13 protein-coding genes are annotated in these 18,256 nt (G+C 66.7%); 7 read left to right on the top strand and 6 right to left on the bottom strand.

The genetic code is table 11. The annotated features are described in order from the left end of the window. Positions 1-34 precede the first annotated feature (34 nt). Both lpdA and AB4Y72_RS12670 read right to left on the bottom strand, forming a co-directional pair. The gene (lpdA, locus tag AB4Y72_RS12675; RefSeq protein WP_441426508.1) at positions 35-1,420 is read right to left on the bottom strand and encodes a dihydrolipoyl dehydrogenase; all 1,386 of its coding nucleotides are present in this window, start codon (positions 1,418-1,420) and stop codon (positions 35-37) included. Between the two features lie 273 nt (positions 1,421-1,693). Then, positions 1,694-3,220, bottom strand: coding sequence for a leucyl aminopeptidase (locus AB4Y72_RS12670; RefSeq protein ID WP_441426507.1), 1,527 nt, complete (start codon positions 3,218-3,220; stop codon positions 1,694-1,696). A gap of 361 nt (positions 3,221-3,581) precedes the next feature. Here AB4Y72_RS12670 and AB4Y72_RS12665 point away from each other — a divergent pair, with 361 nt between their 5' ends. The 4 genes from AB4Y72_RS12665 (at position 3,582) to AB4Y72_RS12650 (ending at position 9,252) form a co-directional block, all read left to right on the top strand. Further along, positions 3,582-4,517: a proteasome assembly chaperone family protein gene (locus AB4Y72_RS12665; RefSeq protein WP_441426506.1), complete on the top strand. Its 936-nt coding sequence runs from the start codon at positions 3,582-3,584 to the stop codon at positions 4,515-4,517. 38 nt (positions 4,518-4,555) lie between these two features. Beyond that, positions 4,556-5,887, top strand: a complete 1,332-nt coding sequence (locus AB4Y72_RS12660; RefSeq protein ID WP_441426505.1) for an MFS transporter — start codon at positions 4,556-4,558, stop codon at positions 5,885-5,887. A gap of 154 nt (positions 5,888-6,041) precedes the next feature. After that, entirely contained in the window at positions 6,042-7,649 is a 1,608-nt protein-coding gene (locus tag AB4Y72_RS12655) for a DUF4192 family protein (RefSeq protein ID WP_441426504.1), read from the top strand. 265 nt (positions 7,650-7,914) lie between these two features. Continuing rightward, entirely contained in the window at positions 7,915-9,252 is a 1,338-nt protein-coding gene (locus tag AB4Y72_RS12650; RefSeq protein WP_441426503.1) for an RNA polymerase sigma factor, read from the top strand. A gap of 210 nt (positions 9,253-9,462) precedes the next feature. On the opposite strand, the gene AB4Y72_RS12645 is transcribed toward AB4Y72_RS12650, so the two are convergent. Then, complete coding sequence (locus AB4Y72_RS12645) at positions 9,463-9,684, bottom strand: DUF7455 domain-containing protein (RefSeq protein ID WP_026266251.1); 222 nt, start codon at positions 9,682-9,684, stop codon at positions 9,463-9,465. 282 nt (positions 9,685-9,966) lie between these two features. Here AB4Y72_RS12645 and AB4Y72_RS12640 point away from each other — a divergent pair, with 282 nt between their 5' ends. Then, positions 9,967-12,075, top strand: coding sequence for a DNA gyrase/topoisomerase IV subunit B (locus tag AB4Y72_RS12640; protein ID WP_441426502.1), 2,109 nt, complete (start codon positions 9,967-9,969; stop codon positions 12,073-12,075). A gap of 44 nt (positions 12,076-12,119) precedes the next feature. Here AB4Y72_RS12640 and rox read toward each other — a convergent pair whose 3' ends face one another. The 3 genes from rox to AB4Y72_RS12625 all read right to left on the bottom strand — a co-directional run bounded on the left by rox (position 12,120) and on the right by AB4Y72_RS12625 (position 15,200). Further along, the gene (gene rox, locus AB4Y72_RS12635) at positions 12,120-13,580 is read right to left on the bottom strand and encodes a rifampin monooxygenase (protein ID WP_441426501.1); all 1,461 of its coding nucleotides are present in this window, start codon (positions 13,578-13,580) and stop codon (positions 12,120-12,122) included. Positions 13,581-13,817: 237 nt separating this feature from the next. Then, positions 13,818-14,807: a M56 family metallopeptidase gene (locus AB4Y72_RS12630; protein ID WP_441426500.1), complete on the bottom strand. Its 990-nt coding sequence runs from the start codon at positions 14,805-14,807 to the stop codon at positions 13,818-13,820. A gap of 6 nt (positions 14,808-14,813) precedes the next feature. Then, positions 14,814-15,200 carry a BlaI/MecI/CopY family transcriptional regulator gene (locus AB4Y72_RS12625; protein WP_441426499.1) on the bottom strand — a complete coding sequence of 129 codons (387 nt, stop codon included), beginning with the start codon at positions 15,198-15,200 and terminating at the stop codon, positions 14,814-14,816. 342 nt (positions 15,201-15,542) lie between these two features. On the opposite strand from AB4Y72_RS12625, the gene AB4Y72_RS12620 reads away from it, so the two are divergent. Then, positions 15,543-17,144 carry a cytochrome ubiquinol oxidase subunit I gene (locus AB4Y72_RS12620; RefSeq protein WP_441426498.1) on the top strand — a complete coding sequence of 534 codons (1,602 nt, stop codon included), beginning with the start codon at positions 15,543-15,545 and terminating at the stop codon, positions 17,142-17,144. A gap of 62 nt (positions 17,145-17,206) precedes the next feature. After that, positions 17,207-18,256, top strand: coding sequence for a cytochrome d ubiquinol oxidase subunit II (cydB, locus tag AB4Y72_RS12615; RefSeq protein ID WP_441426497.1), 1,050 nt, complete (start codon positions 17,207-17,209; stop codon positions 18,254-18,256).

Here is an 18,256-nt window from a genome sequence, read left to right as displayed (position 1 = left end):
GCCCTGTTGTCTTGCGGTGGTGCGGGCGGAGCTGCTAGCCGTGCAGGGGCTTGCCGGCCAGCGCCAGGTGCGCCTCGCCCAGGGATTCGTTCTGGGTCGGGTGGGCGTGAACCAGCTGGGCCACGTCCTCGGGGTACGCTTCCCAGTTCACGATCAGCTGGGCCTCGCCGATCTGCTCACCCATGCGGGCGCCGATCATGTGGACGCCGACGACGGGGCCGTCCTTCTGGCGGACCAGCTTGACGATGCCGCTGGTGCCCAGGATGGAGCTCTTGCCGTTGCCGGCAAGGTTGTATTCCTGGGTTTCGACCTGGTCATCGCCGAACTTGGCCTTGGCGGCCTTCTCGGTGTAGCCGACCGTCGCGATTTCCGGTTCGGAGTACGTGACCTTGGGGATGTTGACGTCCTCGACGACCACGGGCTTGAGGCCGGCGATTTCTTCGGCGACGAAAATGCCCTGCTGGTAGCCGCGGTGGGCCAGCTGGACGCCCGGGACGATGTCGCCCACGGCGTAGATGTTGCCGACGCCGGTGTGCAGGCGCTCGTTGGTGATCACGAAGCCGCGGTCGATGGTCAGCCCGGCTTCTTCGTAGCCGAGGTTGGCCGTGACCGGGCCGCGGCCCACGGCCACGAGCAGAAGGTCGGCCTCGAAGGTCTTGCCGTCCACGAGGGTGACCTTGACGCCGTCGTCGTTCTGCTCCACGCCCTGGAAGAACACACCGGTGGAGAACTTGATGCCGCGCTTCTTGAAGGCGCGCTCAAAGTTCTTCACGATCGTGGCGTCCTCGTTCGGGACGAGGGAGGGCAGGCCTTCGACGATGGTGACGTCGACGCCGAAGGACTTCCAGACTGAAGCGAACTCGACGCCGATCACGCCGCCGCCCAGGATGATCGCGCTCTTGGGAATGTAATCCATGGTGAGGGCTTCGTCGGAGGTGATGACCTTGCCGCCGATTTCCAGACCCGGCAGCGTGCGGGAGTAGGAGCCGGTCGCGAGGACAATGTTCTTGCCCTTGTACGCGGTACCGTTCACGACGACGGTGTCGGTGCCCTGAAGCTTGCCTTCACCCTCAATGACGGTGATGCCCTTCTTGCCCTTGATCAGACCCTGCAGGCCCTTGAACTTGCCGGCGATGATGCCGTCCTTGTAAGCGTTGACAGCGTTGATGTCGATGCTGTCAAGGGTCACGTTGACGCCGTACTTGGCCGAGTCGCGGGCGTGGTCGGCCAGCTCTGCCGAGTGCAGCAGGGCTTTGGTCGGGATGCAGCCGTTGTGCAGGCACGTGCCGCCGAGCTTGCCCTTTTCGATGAGGCCGACGGTGAGGCCCAGCTGAACGGCACGCAGAGCGGTGGCGTAACCGCCGCTGCCGCCGCCGAGTACCAGGATGTCGAATTCTTGCGCAGTTGCCTGATCGGCCACTAAAACGCTCCCTCGCGTGAACGATGACGCGAGAGTACGCATCATCTGGTCTTGAAACCTGCCTGCCGAGATTTTGCCGGCCGGCCTGTTCCCTTTCATTGGTGACTACTTTTGGGGTGTGCTTCGTTGAAACAAGGTTCACCTTAGCGAACCACTAATACATGCTCCACCTTGTCGGGGCGTTTGTGGAGCGCTTGTGTCCAGTGTCACGCGGCTTTGTGGCCGGGGCGTCAGGGCCCCSGCCACAAAGCCGCGGGAGTGCGGACGGCCGGGTCAGACGGCTGCGGCGAGGAGGTCTTCGACGTAAGCCACCAGGGTGCGGACGGTGCAGCCCGTGCCCTGCTTGTGGTTGTAGCCGTAGGGGCTGCCGTTGTTGAACGACGGTCCGGCGATGTCGATGTGGGCCCATGGGATCTGCTCGCCGTCCTTGCCCTTGCCGACGAATTCGCGCAGGAACACGGCGGCCGTCATCATGCCGCCGTGGCGTTCGCCGATGTTGGCGATGTCCGCGACCTGCGAGTCCAGGCTGGGACGCAGTTCCTCGGGCAGCGGCATCGGCCAGACAAGCTCGCCGGCGCGGTCCGCGGCGGCCTTGAGGGCGCCGGTGACGGAGTCGGAACCCATGACGCCGGCCGTGCGGTCGCCGAGGGCGATCAGCTGCGCGCCGGTGAGGGTGGCGACGTCGATGATCGCGTCCGGGTACTCCTGGCTGGCGGCGACGATGCCGTCGGCCATGACGAGCCGGCCCTCGGCGTCGGTGTTCAGGACCTCGACGGTCTTGCCGCCGAAGATGGTCATCACGTCGGCGGGACGCTGGGCTGCGCCGGAAGGCATGTTCTCGGCGATGCACAGCCAGGCGGTCGCCTTGACCGGAAGGCCAAGTTCGGCGAGGGCCAGGACGGTATTCAGTACGACGGCGGCGCCGGCCATGTCGCTCTTCATCTCGCCCATGCCCAGATGCGGCTTCAGCGAGATTCCGCCGGTGTCGAAGGTAATGCCCTTGCCGACGAGTGCGATCTTGGCGGTGGCCTTCGCAGGTGCGTATTCGACCTTGACCAGGCGCGGCTGCCGGGTTGAGCCCTTGCCGACGCCGAGGATGCCGCCGAAACCGTCCTTCTCCAGACGCTTCTCGTCCCAGACGGTCACCTTGACCGGCAGTCCCTTGGCCAGTTCCTTGGCGGCTTCCGCGAACGTCTCGGGGTAGAGGTGGCTCGGCGGCTGGTTGACCAGCGTGCGGGTTGCATTGACGGCCGTGCCGATCAGGGACGCCCGCCGCAGGATCGGCTGGAGCCCCTTGTCAGCCGCAAAGTCCGTCAGGATGGCGACGTTCTTGACCGGATCCTTCAGCCCGTCAACGGAGGTGCGGAACTCCGTGTAGGAGTAGGCCCCCATCGCGGCGCCTTCGGCGACCGCCGCGACGTCGGCCAGGGACGTCGTCGGAAGCGCCAGCGTCACCGTCGTCACACCGGCCAGCTGGCGGACTGCCGAGCCGGCGGCGCGCCGAAGTGCCTCCTCGGAGAGCGGCTGCTTTGCGGAGACCTTGCCGACGCCTGCGAGCAACAGAATGGTCGCCCCCGCCTCGGGCAGTCCGGGGAGCCGGTGGGCCTGGTCGGCTGCGCCGGTGATGCCAAGAACGTTCAGGGACTCAGCCAGGGCCTCTGCGGCTTTGGCCGTCAGCGGATTGTCGAGCAGGACGGGGCCGTCCGGGCCCTGCCCGACGCCGATGACGAGGGCATCGCTGGGGGACTTCAGCTGAACCCCGGCGACTGCACTAAGTTTGACTTCACTATTCTTGACCACGAGGACAGTCCTCAATTCTCTGTGATGGTTCTCGATGATATTCGGCAGGAACTGCATGTTCGGCGCCCTGCCGCGGATCCCGGGCCGCCGTCGTTCTGGGACGCAACCCGGTGTTTGCAAGCAAGCCCAGGGGCCAGTTCCGATCGTAGTCTCTCCGCAGCCCGGAAATTCAATTGAATGAGAGCTGGAGCACACGCCGGGCAGGAATTAGCCCGAGCGACGGGGCGTTGTACTGTTAGCGGCGCTGCCGTGCGGCTGGTGCCTCTCCGGGACTGGCAGTGAGGCAGGATCTGCCTGGCCCCGTCCGGACGGCGGACCGCGCCCAGGAACTCCGCCGCCGCTATCGTGAAAGGAACACGCCGTGCTTGAACGGATTTCCGGCTCTTTGCTGGACCCCCAATCGCTCTACATCCGTGATGCCGCACTGTTCTCCAGCCCCGAACTGCGCGGACTCAACCTCGTCATGGGGTTCACCGGCTTCGCCGACGCCGGCCATGTGGTCCGGCAGATCACCGCTGAACTGCTGGACACGCTCGACGCCGAGATGATCGCGGAGTTCGACGCCGACCAGCTGATCGACTACCGGTCCCGCCGGCCGCAGGTCAGTTTTGTCGAGGACCACCTGCAGGACTATCAGGCGCCGAGCCTGGCACTGTACCGGCTGGTCGACGGGCTGGGCAGCCCGTTCCTGCTCCTTGCCGGGTTCGAACCGGACCTGCAGTGGGAGCGGTTCGCGCGCGCCGTCGTCGGCATCGTGGCGGAACTCGACGTCAACCTGGTCACCTGGATCCATTCGATCCCGATGCCCGTGCCCCACACCAGGCCGGTCGGTGTGACCGTGCACGGCAACCGGCCGGAACTGATCGAGGGCATCTCCGTCTGGAAACCCACCGTTGAGGTTCCCGCGGCCGTGGGCCACATCCTGGAGCTGAGGCTGACGGAGGCGGACCGGAACATCGCCGGCTACGTCATCCATGTGCCGCACTACCTCGCCGAGGCCGAATACCCGACGGCCGCCGTGGCCGGCCTGGAGTACCTGGGCGCCGCGACGTCCCTCATGCTGCCGACCGACCGTCTTCGCGAGGCGGGACGCGAGGTGGGCCGGCAGATCGCCGAGCAGATCGAGGCCTCCGAGGAAGTCCAGCAGGTGGTCTCGCGGCTGGAAACCCGGTACGACGAAAAGGCCGAGGGGACGGTCCGTCGATCCCTGCTGGCCGATGAGAACGACCAAATCCCCAACGCCGATGCCCTCGGCGCCGCCGTGGAGGCGTACCTCGCCCGTAAAGAACCAGGCTAATAAATACTATTTATCAGGAGGCCGGGCATAATGGGGGAGTGACCTCTCCCCGCGCCTGGCTGATCTGGATCGTCGGGATCTTTGCGTATCTGGTGGCGGTCAGCCAGCGCACCTCGTTCGGGGTGGTCGGTCTGGAGGCGACGGAACGCTTCCACGCCAGCGCGGCTGAGATCTCCTTCTTCACCGTGCTGCAACTGCTGGTGTACGCCGCGCTGCAGATTCCGGTGGGCGTCCTGGTGGACCGGTTCGGTTCCCGTGCCATGCTGGCCGGCGGCGGGCTGCTGATGGGACTCGGCCAGCTTCAACTGGCGTTTGCCGACGGCATCCCCGGCGGCGTGCTCGGACGCGTCCTGGTGGGGGCCGGCGACGCCATGACGTTCATCTCCGTGATCCGGCTCATTCCCCTCTGGTTCGCCGCGGCGCGCGTGCCGCTGCTGACCCAATTGACCGGCATGTCCGGGCAGTTGGGCCAGCTTTTTTCCGTCGTGCCGTTCGCCCTGATCCTGCACTCCGCGGGGTGGACCCCGGCCTTCCTGACGCTCGCCGCGATGTCCGGCCTCGCCGTCGTCCTTGTCCTGCTCTTGCTCCAGGACCACCCGCCCGGGCATCCCGCTGCGGCAACGTCGCAGGGTCTGCGCGCCACCGGGATTTCGCTGGCGCACGCCTGGCGGCAGCCCGGAACCCGGCTGGGGCTGTGGAGCCACTTCACCGTCCAGTTCAGCGGCACGGTATTTGCCATGACATGGGGCTACCCCTTCCTGATATCCGCCGAGGGGCTGGACCGCGGAACCGTCTCCGCGCTCATGGCGCTGTACGTGGCCGCGGCGATCGCCGCCGGGCCCTTGATGGGCAGGTTCGTGGCCCGGCATCCGCTCCGGCGTTCCACCATGGTGCTCCTCATCTCCGGGTGTACCGCCGTCGCCTGGGCGTCCGTTCTGCTGCTGCCGGGACGCGCTCCGCTCTGGCTGCTGGCGGTTCTCGTCGTGACACTGGCCGTCGGTGGCCCCGGCTCGATGATCGGGTTCGACTTCGCCCGGACGTTCAACCCGGCCCACCGGCTCGGCACGGCCACCGGGATTGTCAACGTGGGCGGCTTCATCGCCGCGTTGGTGTCCATCTACCTCATTGGGCTGGTGCTGGACCTCCTGCACTCGAGCGGGTTCTCCCAAGGCGAGCTCTACGCCCTTGATCCCTTCCGGATCGCCCTCAGCGTGCAATTCCTGCTGCTCGCCGGCGGGGCCGCGGCCATCATCGCCAGCCGGCGGAAAGTCCGGCGCCAGATGGCGGCCCAGGGCGTCACGGTTCCGCCGCTGCTCAAGGCCCTCGCCGAGCAGCGCAGGCTGGTCGCTGCACGCCGCCGCACGCCCTGAGAGCTGGTTCGGGCCGGCTCAGCCGATACGCCTCCCCACGTAGTAATCCACCGCACGTACTTATCCAACTCACGTAGTTATCCACCTCGCGTAGTTATCCACATAGCGCAGCTTGGTACTGCCGCATGGATCCGGCTGCCGCGACGCTGGACTCATGACAGCCTCCGATCATGTGAGAATCACCGGACCCGAAGACATCCTCGGCTTTATCCCGCATTCCCTGGGCTACTGGCCGGAAAACAGCCTCGTGGCCATGACCCTGCAGGGCAAACGGCTTGGTGCCACTTTGCGCGTCGACCTCCCCGACCCCGGCGAAGTCTCCGGCGGGCACCCCGGCCGCGGTAGGGGTGGTGGCGGCGGTGATCCCGCGGCAGGAGCGCCCGGCCGTGCAGATTCCCGGCGCCGCGCGAGAGCCGGCCGGCGGGACACACACGCCGGCTTTGCCCGGCATGTCGTGTCCTACCTGCAGGCGGACGACGCGGCCGACGGGTCGCTGTTGGCCCTCTTCACCGATGCCGACATCGATGGCGACGCGGCCACCGACGCGGCCAGCGCCACGGACCCGGCCACCGTCGGCGAGCGTCCCCGCGGTGCATGGGCTGGCCTGCTCAAGGAACTCGAACTTGCCCTTGAGGCTGCCGGAATGCCGTTGCGGGACGCCTGGATTATCGGCCCCGAGTTCTGGCGCAACGCATACTGCAGTGATCCGGAGTGCTGCGGATCGCCGGGCCGGCCGGTCGAGCAGATCAGGAACAGCAGGCTCAACGCGGAAATGGTGTTCCGCGGCAGCCTGGTGGGCGCCGCCCCCGACGCGCGAGCAAGCAAGCCGGCGTCGAGGTCGGTGGATCCGGCGGTGCATGCGGCGGAGTCCGGCTGGATGGAGCAATTTTCGCCGCGTCGGCGGGACAGTGCACAGTTTGCGCAAGTGCTCGACGTCTGGAACATGGTCCTGCGGTCAGCCAACACCCCGAAGGCCCCAGGCCTGGCACCGGACGCCCCGGCCCCCGAAAAGGGGACCCACACAGAAAGGGCCCGCGCTGACGGGACCAGTGCTGAACGGGCCGGGGATCCCGGCACCGGTGCTGACGGGGCCGACGCTGAACGGGCCGGCGATCCCGGGGCCGGGGATACCGGCGCCGGTGCTGACGTGTCCGGCGCTCCCGCGACAATGGATTGGCCGCTTGAGCTGCCGCCGGAGCTGGCAGGCTACCTGCGGGCCAGCCTGTGCATCGCATCATGGCGGGATGCTCTGCTCGTGATGGCAGCAGCCGGCCGGCCGGCCGCCGAACGCGGTGCCGAGGAGTTCGGCATCTTCGACACGGACTCCGGGTCAGGGCCCCATCCGGTGTCACGGCCCGGACCGACGCGAAGTCCTCTTCCCGGCCCGGCGGTTCCTGTGCCGGCGTTCCCTGGTCCCTGCCCTGATGCTGGCGCCGTCCCCGGCTACGGGGAGGTCCTGCTCGGGCTGGCGCCGTCCGTTCCGGACTGGGCCCTGATGGTCAGGCTTGAGCGGGTCCTGGAAATGCTCGGCGGTCTTGGGGCCGGCGAGTCCACCGCAGCCGCCGTGACGGCGCGGGGCTGGATCGAATGGTGCCGGGGCCGCGGATCGTACGCCGACGCCCTGTACCGGCAGGCCCTGGAGGGCCATCCCGGGTACAGGCTGGCGGAACTGCTGGCAGAACTTGGCCGGCGGGGCACCCTGTGCGGCTGGGCGGCCAGGCGGGAGGCGGCCTGGCAAAAATTTGCCCCGGACGCGGCCTGAGCTGCAGGCGCAAAATCGTGGACGCAGTGCCCCGAAAGGGCGCCTGCGCGGAAAACCGTGAGACAATAGTTGCCGAGACCCGGTTGGGTCCGTGTATCAAGTGCCGTAATGAACCGTGGAAACAGGGAACATTTAGGCCGCCCCGGCAGTTCTACTAAGTGGCTCTGCTGGTCGTGGTTGCACCTGATGTTGAACACGGACTTGACAGGGTCATAGTGGTGTTGCCCGTATGGCGATCCGCAGACCGCAGCTAGAAAGGTTTTCAGTGACCCCGTCTTCCGCGAAGAAGGAACCCGCCGACCAGGCCGAAATGTCCCCTGAGGAGAAGAAGGCGGCGACTAACGCCAAGCGTGCCGCCACGCGTGCAGCCAACAAGGCTGTCAAGGACGCTGCTTCCGCAGAGGGCGGCGACACCGTAGCCGGTGCCGCCAAGCCTGAGCCCAAGAAGCGCGGGCCCAAGCCCGGCGCCAAAGCCGCGGCGGAAGCCGCCGGCAAATCAGCCAGTGAGAGCGACGATGACGCTGACGTCGATGAGGACCTCGACGACATCACGCCCGATGCCACCGAACTCGGCGACGAAGCAGAAGGCGAAGAGGTTGCCGGCAAGGCCGCAGCGACCACCGGCTCCGGCTTCGTCTACTCTGACGCCGACGACGACGACGCCCCGGTGCAGCAGGTCATGTCCGCCGGTGCCACCGCCGACCCCGTCAAGGACTACCTGAAGCAGATCGGCAAGGTCGCCCTGCTGAACGCCGAGCAGGAAGTCGATCTGGCCCTCCGCATCGAGGCCGGCCTCTTTGCCGAGGAGAAGATCGCCGCCGATGACGGCACCATGGATCCGAAGCTCAAGCGCGAGCTCGAATTCGTCATCCACGACGGCAAGCGTGCCAAGAACCACCTCTTGGAGGCCAACCTCCGCCTCGTCGTCTCGCTGGCCAAGCGCTACACCGGCCGCGGCATGCTGTTCCTGGACCTGATCCAGGAAGGCAACCTGGGCCTGATCCGCGCGGTCGAGAAGTTCGACTACACCAAGGGCTTCAAGTTCTCCACCTACGCCACGTGGTGGATCCGCCAGGCGATCACCCGCGCCATGGCCGACCAGGCCCGCACCATTCGCATCCCGGTGCACATGGTGGAAGTCATTAACAAGCTGGCCCGCGTCCAGCGCCAGATGCTCCAGGACCTGGGCCGCGAACCCACGCCGGAGGAACTGGCCCTCGAACTCGACATGACGCCGGAAAAGGTGGTCGAGGTCCAGAAGTACGGCCGCGAGCCCATCTCCCTGCACACCCCGCTTGGCGAGGACGGTGATTCGGAGTTCGGTGACCTGATCGAGGACTCGGAGGCCGTGGTTCCCGCGGATGCCGTGAGCTTCACTCTGCTGCAGGAACAGCTGCACTCGGTGCTGGACACGTTGTCCGAGCGCGAGGCCGGTGTGGTTGCCATGCGCTTCGGCCTCACCGACGGACAGCCGAAGACTTTAGACGAAATCGGCAAGGTCTACGGTGTCACGCGTGAGCGCATCCGCCAGATCGAATCCAAGACCATGTCCAAGCTGCGCCACCCCTCGCGCTCACAGGTCCTGCGCGACTACCTGGACTAATCCCGGACTCATAGGAGTCTGAACGCAGTTCACAACCAACGCGGGGTCACCTCCCGCCCATCCTCAGCGAGGAAAGGGCCGGAGGTGACCCCGCGTTGTTGTTGCCAGGGCTTAACGAATCGAGGCCCCTCCAAAACGGAGGGGCCTCGATGCAGTGGTCTCAGGTCGCCCGGAACCCGGAGAGGGGGGGCGAGCCGGAACCGGTGCGGTCTAGTCGACCGGAACCGGGGCCTTCTGGTGAAGGCGGTCAGTCTCGTCATGCCAGTCTGAGCTGAGCGGCTTGAGTGTCGGCTCTACGGCGCGTGCATGGTGGCCGCAGAAAAGAAGCTCACCGCCGGAGGCACCGAGAACAACCCGGACGTATGCCTGTGCTCCGCAACGATCGCACCGGTCTGCGGCGGTCAGTGTGCGGTCCGCAACTGCTGTTGTCATGTTCGGCCTCCTTGGTAGATCGGTATACCTATATAACCAGTATTCGGTGGCAAACCATCGTTGGGATGGGCCACTTTCGCTGTGCGCGTATCACGTCTCAGTAACGGCGGGTTCCCGATGAGTCCTTGCGGGGAGTGGCAAACCGGGGAGACCCCCGAGTCCGACTAATCTAGGAAGAGCGCGAAATACTGCGACTGCCCGCCTGTGCATGATCCCGCCTGTGCATGATCCCGTCTGCGCATGATGCGGGGCCGTCCCGATTCTCTAAGGAGCTCACGACCCGTGGCACCCAGTTCTGATTACACCGCCCGGCACCTCTCCGTGCTGGAGGGCCTTGAGGCCGTCCGCAAGCGCCCGGGCATGTACATCGGCTCCACGGATTCCCGCGGACTCATGCACTGCCTCTGGGAAATCATCGACAACTCCGTCGACGAGACCCTCGCCGGGTTCGGCCACGACATCAAGATCATCCTCCACGCCGATAATTCCGTCGAGATCCACGACGACGGCCGCGGCATCCCCGTGGACGTCGAACCGAAAACCGGGCTGACCGGCGTCGAAGTGGTCTTCACCAAACTGCACGCCGGGGGCAAATTCGGCGGCGGCTCCTACACGGCCTCCGGCGGCCTGCACGGCGTGGGTGCCTCCGTGGTCAACGCCCTGTCCGCCCGCCTCGACGTCGAGGTCGACCGCGGCGGCAAGATCTACAAGATGTCCTTCCGCCGGGGCGAACCGGGCCGCTTCAAGGACCGGGGAACGAAATTGGACCCGGCCTCCGTCTTCGAGCCTTTCGTTGACGGCTCCGTGCTCGACGTGATCGGCAAGGCCAAGCGCGGCGTCACCGGAACCCGGATCCGTTACTGGGCGGACCGGCAGATCTTCACGCCCGACGCCAAATTCTCCTACGATGACCTCGCCGCCCGCGCCCGCCAGACCTCGTTCCTGGTCCCCGGCCTGAAGCTCACCGTCCGGGATGAACGCAGGCTGCCGGGCACGCCGGGGGAATCGGGTCCGCATGAGGAGGTCTTCCACCACGACGGCGGCATCTCCGAGTTTGTCGATTTTCTTGCCGCCGACCCTGCCGTCACGGACATCTGGCGCCTGCACGGGGCCGGGAAGTTCAAGGAAACCGTTCCCGTCCTGGACGAGAAGGGCCACAGCCAGCTGGCCGAGGTTGAACGCGACTGCGAGGTCGACGTCGCGCTGCGCTGGGGGATCGGCTATGACAGCACGGTCCGCACCTTCGTCAACATCATTTCCACGCCCAAGGGCGGCACGCACCAGTCCGGCTTCGAGCAGGCCCTGCTCAAGACGTTCCGCAAGGCTGTGGAGACCAACGCCCGCAAGCTCAAGGCCGGCAACGACAAGATCGAAAAGGACGACATCTTCGCCGGCCTCACCGCGGTTCTGACCGTCCGGCTGGCCGAGCCCCAGTTCGAGGGCCAGACCAAGGAAATCCTGGGCACCTCGGCGGTGCGGGCCATCGTGGCCAAGGTGGTGGAACAGGAGATTAACGCGAAACTGACCTCCGCGAACCGCAACGACAAGGCCCAGTCGGCGCTGCTGCTGGAAAAGGTCGTCAGCGAGATGAAGTCGCGCATCTCGGCGCGGGTCCACAAGGAAACCCAGCGCCGCAAGAATGCCCTGGAAACGTCCTCCATGCCCACCAAGCTCGCCGACTGCCGCACGGACGACGTCGCACGCTCCGAACTGTTCATCGTCGAAGGTGACTCAGCTCTCGGCACCGCGAAACTGGCCAGGTCCTCGGACTTCCAGGCGCTCCTGCCGATCCGCGGCAAGATCCTCAACGTCCAGAAGGCCTCCGTGGGGGACATGCTTTCCAACGCCGAGTGCGCGGCCCTGATCCAGGTGGTGGGGGCCGGCTCCGGCCGGACGTTCGACATCAGCGCGGCACGGTACGGCAAGGTGATCCTGATGACGGACGCCGACGTCGACGGCGCCCACATCCGGACGCTGCTCCTGACGCTGTTCTTCCGCTACATGCGCCCCATGATCGACGAGGGCCGGGTTTACGCCGCCGTACCGCCGCTGCACCGAGTGGAGGTCATCAACGCCGGCCAGAAGGCCAACGAGATGATCTACACCTACTCCGAAGCCGAGCTCCATGTTCTGCTGGCGCGGCTCGCCAAGGAGGGCAAACGCTATAAGGAACCGATCCAGCGGTACAAGGGGCTGGGCGAGATGGACGCCGAGCAGTTGGCCGAAACCACGATGGATCCGCGGCACCGGACCCTCCGCAAGGTCGGGATCGAGAACGCCAAGCAGGCCGAGGAGACCTTCGACCTCCTCATGGGTTCCGACGTGGCGCCGCGCAAGGACTTCATCATTGCAGGCGCCGCAAGCCTGGACCGGGAGCGCATCGACGCCTGACCGGGGCCGGGTCACTCAGCCCCGCGCGGAAGACGGTCAAGACGTCAGCCATAGCGGTCGTAAACGTCGCTGACGCCCCCGGAGGCCGCCCCGAACCATGTCGGCAGGTGCTGGAGCAGGTCGTCCTGGTCATCGCCGAGCCAGGCGACGTGGCCGTCCGGCCGGAGAAGGACCGCGGGCGCGTCCAGTTCCGCGCTGACGTCCGTGACGTGGTCGATCCGATCCGTCCATCCGGTCACGGAGAGTCCGCCGGTCTGGTCCAGCAGGAGACCGCGGCCGTCGCGGGTCAGCTCGTAGAGACGGCCCCGCGACAGGGGGATGTCGTGCAGCCGTCTGCCGAGCAGCTGGGGTCCTTCGCCGAAGTCGTAGCGGACCCCGAGCGCGGTGACCTTCCCGGCCAGGAAACGGCGGACGTCCTCGAAGTCCATGAGGTCGGCCAGCAGACGGCGCACGGCCTGCGGGCCCGGCTCGGGGGAGAGCAGCTCGCTCTGGGCGCGGGTGATGGTCAGCACGTCTTCGGCGACCGGGCGACGCTCGGCGTCATAGCTGTCCAGCAGCCCGTCCGGTGCCCACCCGTTTACCTCCGCGGCAAGCTTCCAGCCGAGGTTGAAGGCGTCCTGAATGCCGAGGTTCAAACCCTGCCCTCCCAGCGGCGGGTGGACGTGCGCCGCGTCGCCGGCCAGAAGAACCCGGCCTACGCGATACCGTTCGGCAAGCCGGGTGGCGTCGCTGAAACGCGAAAGTGAGCGTGGGGAGTGGACGCCGAAGTCGGTGCCCGCGTATGCCCGCAGCTGCGTCCGGAATTCCGCCAGGGTCGGCGGCACCGAGCGATCCTCGGCCACGGCGGACGCGGGCACGACGGCGCGGTACAGGCCGTTTCCGGCGGGGCCGATGCCGAATCCCTTGTGGCTCCTGCGCACCTCGTCCGCCACTTGGGCCAGCTCCTCCGCGGGCGCGGTCACCTCCACCTCGCCGAGGAGCCACTCGGTGGTCGCGGGCTCGCCGGGGAAACCGATGCCGAGCTGTCTGCGCACCAGGCTGCGTCCGCCGTCGCAGCCGACCAGCCAGCGGGAGCGCAGCCGTGTGCCGTCGGCGAGCTCGACGCCCACCCCGTCCCCGTCCTGCTCGACACCCGTCACCTCGCGGCCGCGGCGGATCTTTGCGCCGAGCTCGGCGGCGCGCTCAGCCAGCAGGCGATCGGTGACCGGCTGGGGGATGCCGAGGACGTAGCCGTGTGCGGTGTCCAGATTCGCCGGCGGGGGTTTATCGATCCCGGCGAAGCGGCCCACGCCGCCGGAATACTGCTGCCCGTGGGCGAGAAACCGCTCCAGCAGCCCCCGCTGGTCCATGATCTCAATGCTGCGCGGGTGCAGCCCAAGCGAGCGGACCGCCCTGCTCGGCTCCGGGTCCTTCTCCAGCACGAGCACGTCCACGCCGTGCAGCCGCAACTCGCTTGCCAGCATCATCCCCGTCGGGCCGCCGCCACTGATGATCACGTCGAACATGTGAAACCCCAATCCAAGAAATCCCCGTCCGGCCTGCGGCTCCGACTCGCGGATCCGCGCATCGTTCTGAACGGTCCCCGTTTCCGCAGGTGTGGCCGCGCCCCACCATTCTGGTCGTTGGCAGGGGCCTTGCGGCAAGCCCCCTGGCGGCCTATAACCTGAAAGTGGCAGGGAGATAAGTTCTCCTTGCCACTTGCCACTTGCCACTTGCCACTTGCCACTGAAAGTGACCGAGCGTCAGCCGAGCAGGCTGGGAACTAACAACAAGGCTGTGGGCAATGCCAGCAGCAGCACGCAGGCTGCCAGGACGGCAGCGCGGAGCGCTTCGGGAAGGGGCGGCCGGGGCGAGAGCAGGCGGCTGACGCGGGACGCCGTCGTGCCGGCCGAGCCTGTGCCGCCGGTGGCGCCGGGCTGGCTTGGATCGGCGTCGGGCAGGCCGGAATCGCCGAATGCCAGGCGCGCCGCCGGAGCGGCCGCGGAGCCGCTAGCCACGATGGCGATCGCCCTGATGAGGGTGGATTTGCTCTCCGTCTTGAGCGCGACGTCGTCGGCGAGCATCTCGATTAGAGAGTTGACCGACTCCTGTGCCAGCCGCGTGGTGGGGAGCCACGGCAGGGCTTGGCGCCACGCGGCAAAGGCCCAGAGCAGAAGGTGGTGGCGCTGGCTCAGGTGGGCGTTCTCGTGAATGAGGACCGCGCGGAGCTCGTCGGGTTCCAGCGCGGCCATGAGGCCGTCGGAGAGGACCGTCACTGAGCGTGCTCCGCCTGGCAGACAGTACGCCACGGGCGAGTCGACGTTGAGGACCACGGTTCCGGGGCCGTCGGCGGACGGCGAGGCAAGAAGATCCAGCAGTTCACGGTGGCGGCGGCGCTGGCGCTGGATCTTGTAGTAGGTCAGCAGCAGCGTGAACACGAGGTGGGCCGTCAGCAGGGCCGCGGCGGAAAGGGCAAAGATGTGCCAGAAGCCCAGCTCGGTGGTCGGGGCATTGTTGAAGACCATCCCCGCCAAGGCCCGGAGGCCGGAGAGCAAACTGTCCCCGACCGGTTCGAGCCCGTAGACCAGCATGGCGCCGATCATGGACAGTCCGCCGGCCAGGGCAATTGCCTGCCACAGGAGCATGGCAGTGAAGGGGGAGCGCGCCGGCCACTGGGCACGGGAAAGAAGGATAGGCACCGGCCAGGCCAGTGCTATCGCCAGGACCGCCAGAAAATATGAGGTCCAGAACATCGGGCGCTAGCTGCGGCCCAACAGTTTGCGCAGGGTTTCTGCTTCGTTGTCAGTAACCGAGCCAATGAACCGGGCCAGCACGGCCTCGCGGTCGGGCGCCGAGCCGAGGACCTCGTGCATGAGTTCCGCGGTGTGGTCCGCGCGGCTGGAAACGGCCTGGTAGCGGTGCGGGCGGGTGCCGCGTTCGCGTTCCACCAGGCCTTTCCGCTCGAGGCGCGAAAGCACGGTCAACACAGTGGTGACCGCCAGGTCTTTGCCCTCGTGTCCGGCCGTGCCGTCCTGGGGGCGGGTACTCTGTGCGAGAAGGTCCCGCAGCGTATTGGCGGTCGCAGCTTCCTGGCCTGCCCAGAGCAAATCCATCACTGCCCGTTCCAGTTCACCGAGACTTGCCATTGCGTACATCCTTCTATGACTGCCGCTCCGGCGTCTTGCTGGGTAATTGCTGGTGCCTGCCGGGGCGGTGTATGTGAATACTTCACCCATCAATTTACCGTGTTTTGCGCATTCTTTCTACATGAAGTAGAACACGGCCGTCCCGGCGTGTCGGGGGTTGTCGGGGGAGCCGCCGGGCAGCGCCCGGACGTGCCGGCGCACGGGCTTTCCGGCCCATTGCGGGGTGTTGCGCGTCATGGGACTCTGGTTTACGGAGTAGCGGCAATGTGTTCTACACTCTGTAGAAGTCTTACTTCTACGTCACGTAGAAGTTGCTCAACCTAGCCAAAAGTAGGTACTGCCTTGGACGCCTTGGAAATCGCACGCTGGCAATTCGGAATCACCACGGTCTACCACTTCATGATGGTGCCGCTCACCATCGGCCTCGGGCTGGTGGTGGCGGTGATCCAGACGCTCTGGTATCGCACCGGAAAGCCGGAGTATCTCCGGATGACCAAGTTCTGGGGCAAGCTCTTCCTGATCAACTTCATCATGGGCGTCGCCACCGGGATCGTGCAGGAGTTCCAGTTCGGCATGGCCTGGAGCGAGTACAGCCGCTTCGTCGGTGACGTGTTCGGCGCCCCGCTGGCCATGGAGGCGCTCTTGGCCTTCTTCGTCGAGTCGACGTTCCTGGGACTGTGGATCTTCGGCTGGAAACAACTCAAGCCCGGCCTTCACCTGGCATGCCTGTGGATCGCCGTGATCGGCTCCGTCTTCTCGGCCTACTTCATCATCGTGGCCAACAGCTGGATGCAGCACCCCGTCGGCATCAAAATGGTCAACGGCCGGCCGGTCATGACCGACGCCTGGGCCGTCTTCACCAACAACACCGCCCTTGTTGCCGTGCCGCACACGCTCTTCGGCGCACTGGCCGTCGCCGGGGCCTTCCTGCTCGGCATCGCCTGGTACCACCTGTGGCGCCGCCGCCATGACGGCATCGACACGGTGGGAGCCGACGGCCGGGTGATCCCGGGCGAGGCAGCATCCATCCCCGGCCGGGACCGCAACGACCATAAGGTCTGGATCCGCTCGCTCCGGATCGGCGCCGTGGTAGCCATGATTTCCTTCGCGGGCACCGCAGTCACCGGGGACCTGCAGGGCAAGCTCATGTTCGAGCAGCAGCCCATGAAGATGGCCGCCGCCGAGGCAGCGTGCCACGACGGCACCGGGTTCTCGGTCCTCAGCGTCGGCAACCTCGGCTCCAAGAACTGCAACGACATCGTGGCGGTGATCGAAGTCCCCGGCATCCTGTCCTTCCTGGCCAAGGGCGACTTCAGCACCGAGGTCAAGGGTGTCAACAGCCTGCTCGACGAATACAAAGCCAAGTACGGCACCACCCTGCCGGATAACCCCATCTACGGTGACCGCGCAGGCCAGCAGATCCAGTACGTGCCCGTCATGGAAGTCACGTACTGGGGCTTCCGGATGATGATCGGCTTCGGCGGCCTGGCCGCCCTCGCCGCCCTCGTGGCGCTCTGGGCCACCCGCAAGGGAACCGTGCCCGCCTCCCGCGGCCTCATGCGCCTGGCGGTCTTCGGCATCCTCGCACCGTTCGGAGCCAACGCCGCCGGCTGGATCTTCACCGAAATGGGCCGTCAGCCGTTCGTCGTCGCCCCTAACCCGGACCCCAGCGGAATCGACCAGGTCTTCATGTTTACCGCCGCGGCCGTTTCCCCGGGCGTCTCTGCCGGGGAAATCATGACCTCCCTTGTGGCGCTGACCGCCATCTACGCCGTGCTGCTGGTGGTGGAGGTCAAGCTCCTGGTCAAGTACATCCGCGGCGGCGTGGCCTCTTCCATGCCGGAACTCAAGCACGCCCCCGCGGAGAAGTCCGACGACGAAACGCCCCCGGGCGGAACCCCGGGCAAACCCGAGGGCGACGACGTCCTGGCGTTCGCCTACTAGGCGCCGGCAAGCCAACCCCACCGACCAGCAACCCACACGAAAAAGCGCAGAGGATTCTCAGCATGGAACTGCTACCCACCATCTGGTTCATTGCCATCGCGGTGCTGTGGACGGGCTATCTCTTTCTCGAGGGCTTCGACCTCGGCGTCGGCATGCTGATGAAGGGGTTCGCCCGGGACAACACGGAGCGCCGCGTCCTGATCAACACGATCGGTCCGGTCTGGGACGGCAACGAGGTCTGGCTCCTGACCGCCGGAGGCGCCACGTTCGCGGCCTTCCCGCTCTGGTACGCCTCGCTGTTCTCCGCCCTGTACCTGCCGCTCCTGCTGGTTCTCGTGGCGCTCATCTTCCGTGCGGTCGCCTTCGAATACCGCGGCAAGGTGGATAACCCCCGGTGGCGCGCACGCTGGGACTGGGCCATCTCGGCAGGTTCGTTCGTCGCGGCCTTCGGCGTCGGCGCCGCACTGGCACTGACCACCACGGGACTGCCCCTGAACGCCAACGGCGACCGCGAGGGCGGCCCGTTTGCCTGGTTCAGCGGCTACGCCGTCCTCGGCGGCCTCGCCGTCGTCGGGTTCTCGCTCCTGCACGGGCTGGGGTTCCTGGCGCTGAAGACCGACGGCGAGGTCCGACACCGGGCGAGGGCCTGGTTCGTCCGGCTCCTGCCCGTCCTGCTCCTGCCGATCGCCGGCTGGGCCGTGAGCATGCAGCTGCTCAGCGGCGAGGCCTGGACCATCGCCGCCGTGGTCGCTGCCGTCGTGGCGGCAGTGCTCGCATGGAACTTCGCCCGCAAGGGTGCCGAGGGCCGGGCCTTCATGGCGCTGGGGGCCTTCCTCCTGCTCGGGAGTGCCTCCATCTTCGGTGCCGCCTTCCCCGTGGTGTTGCCCTCCACCTTGAATCCCGCGTTCAACCTGACGGTCTCCAACGCCTCGTCCTCGGACTACACCCTGGGCCTGATGAGCATCGTGGCGTGCATCGGGCTGCCCTTGGTCCTGGCCTACCAGGCCTGGACGTACTGGGTGTTCCGGCGCCGGGTGAGCGCGGCCCACATTCCGGAGGCCCACAGCTTCCTTCCGGCGATCGTCGCCAAAACGCTGGTACCGAAGGACTAA

The sequence above is a fragment of the Arthrobacter sp. YAF34 genome (assembly GCF_052113245.1).
Lineage (GTDB): Bacteria > Actinomycetota > Actinomycetes > Actinomycetales > Micrococcaceae > Arthrobacter.
This window is presented reverse-complemented; position numbering and strand designations above follow the sequence as displayed.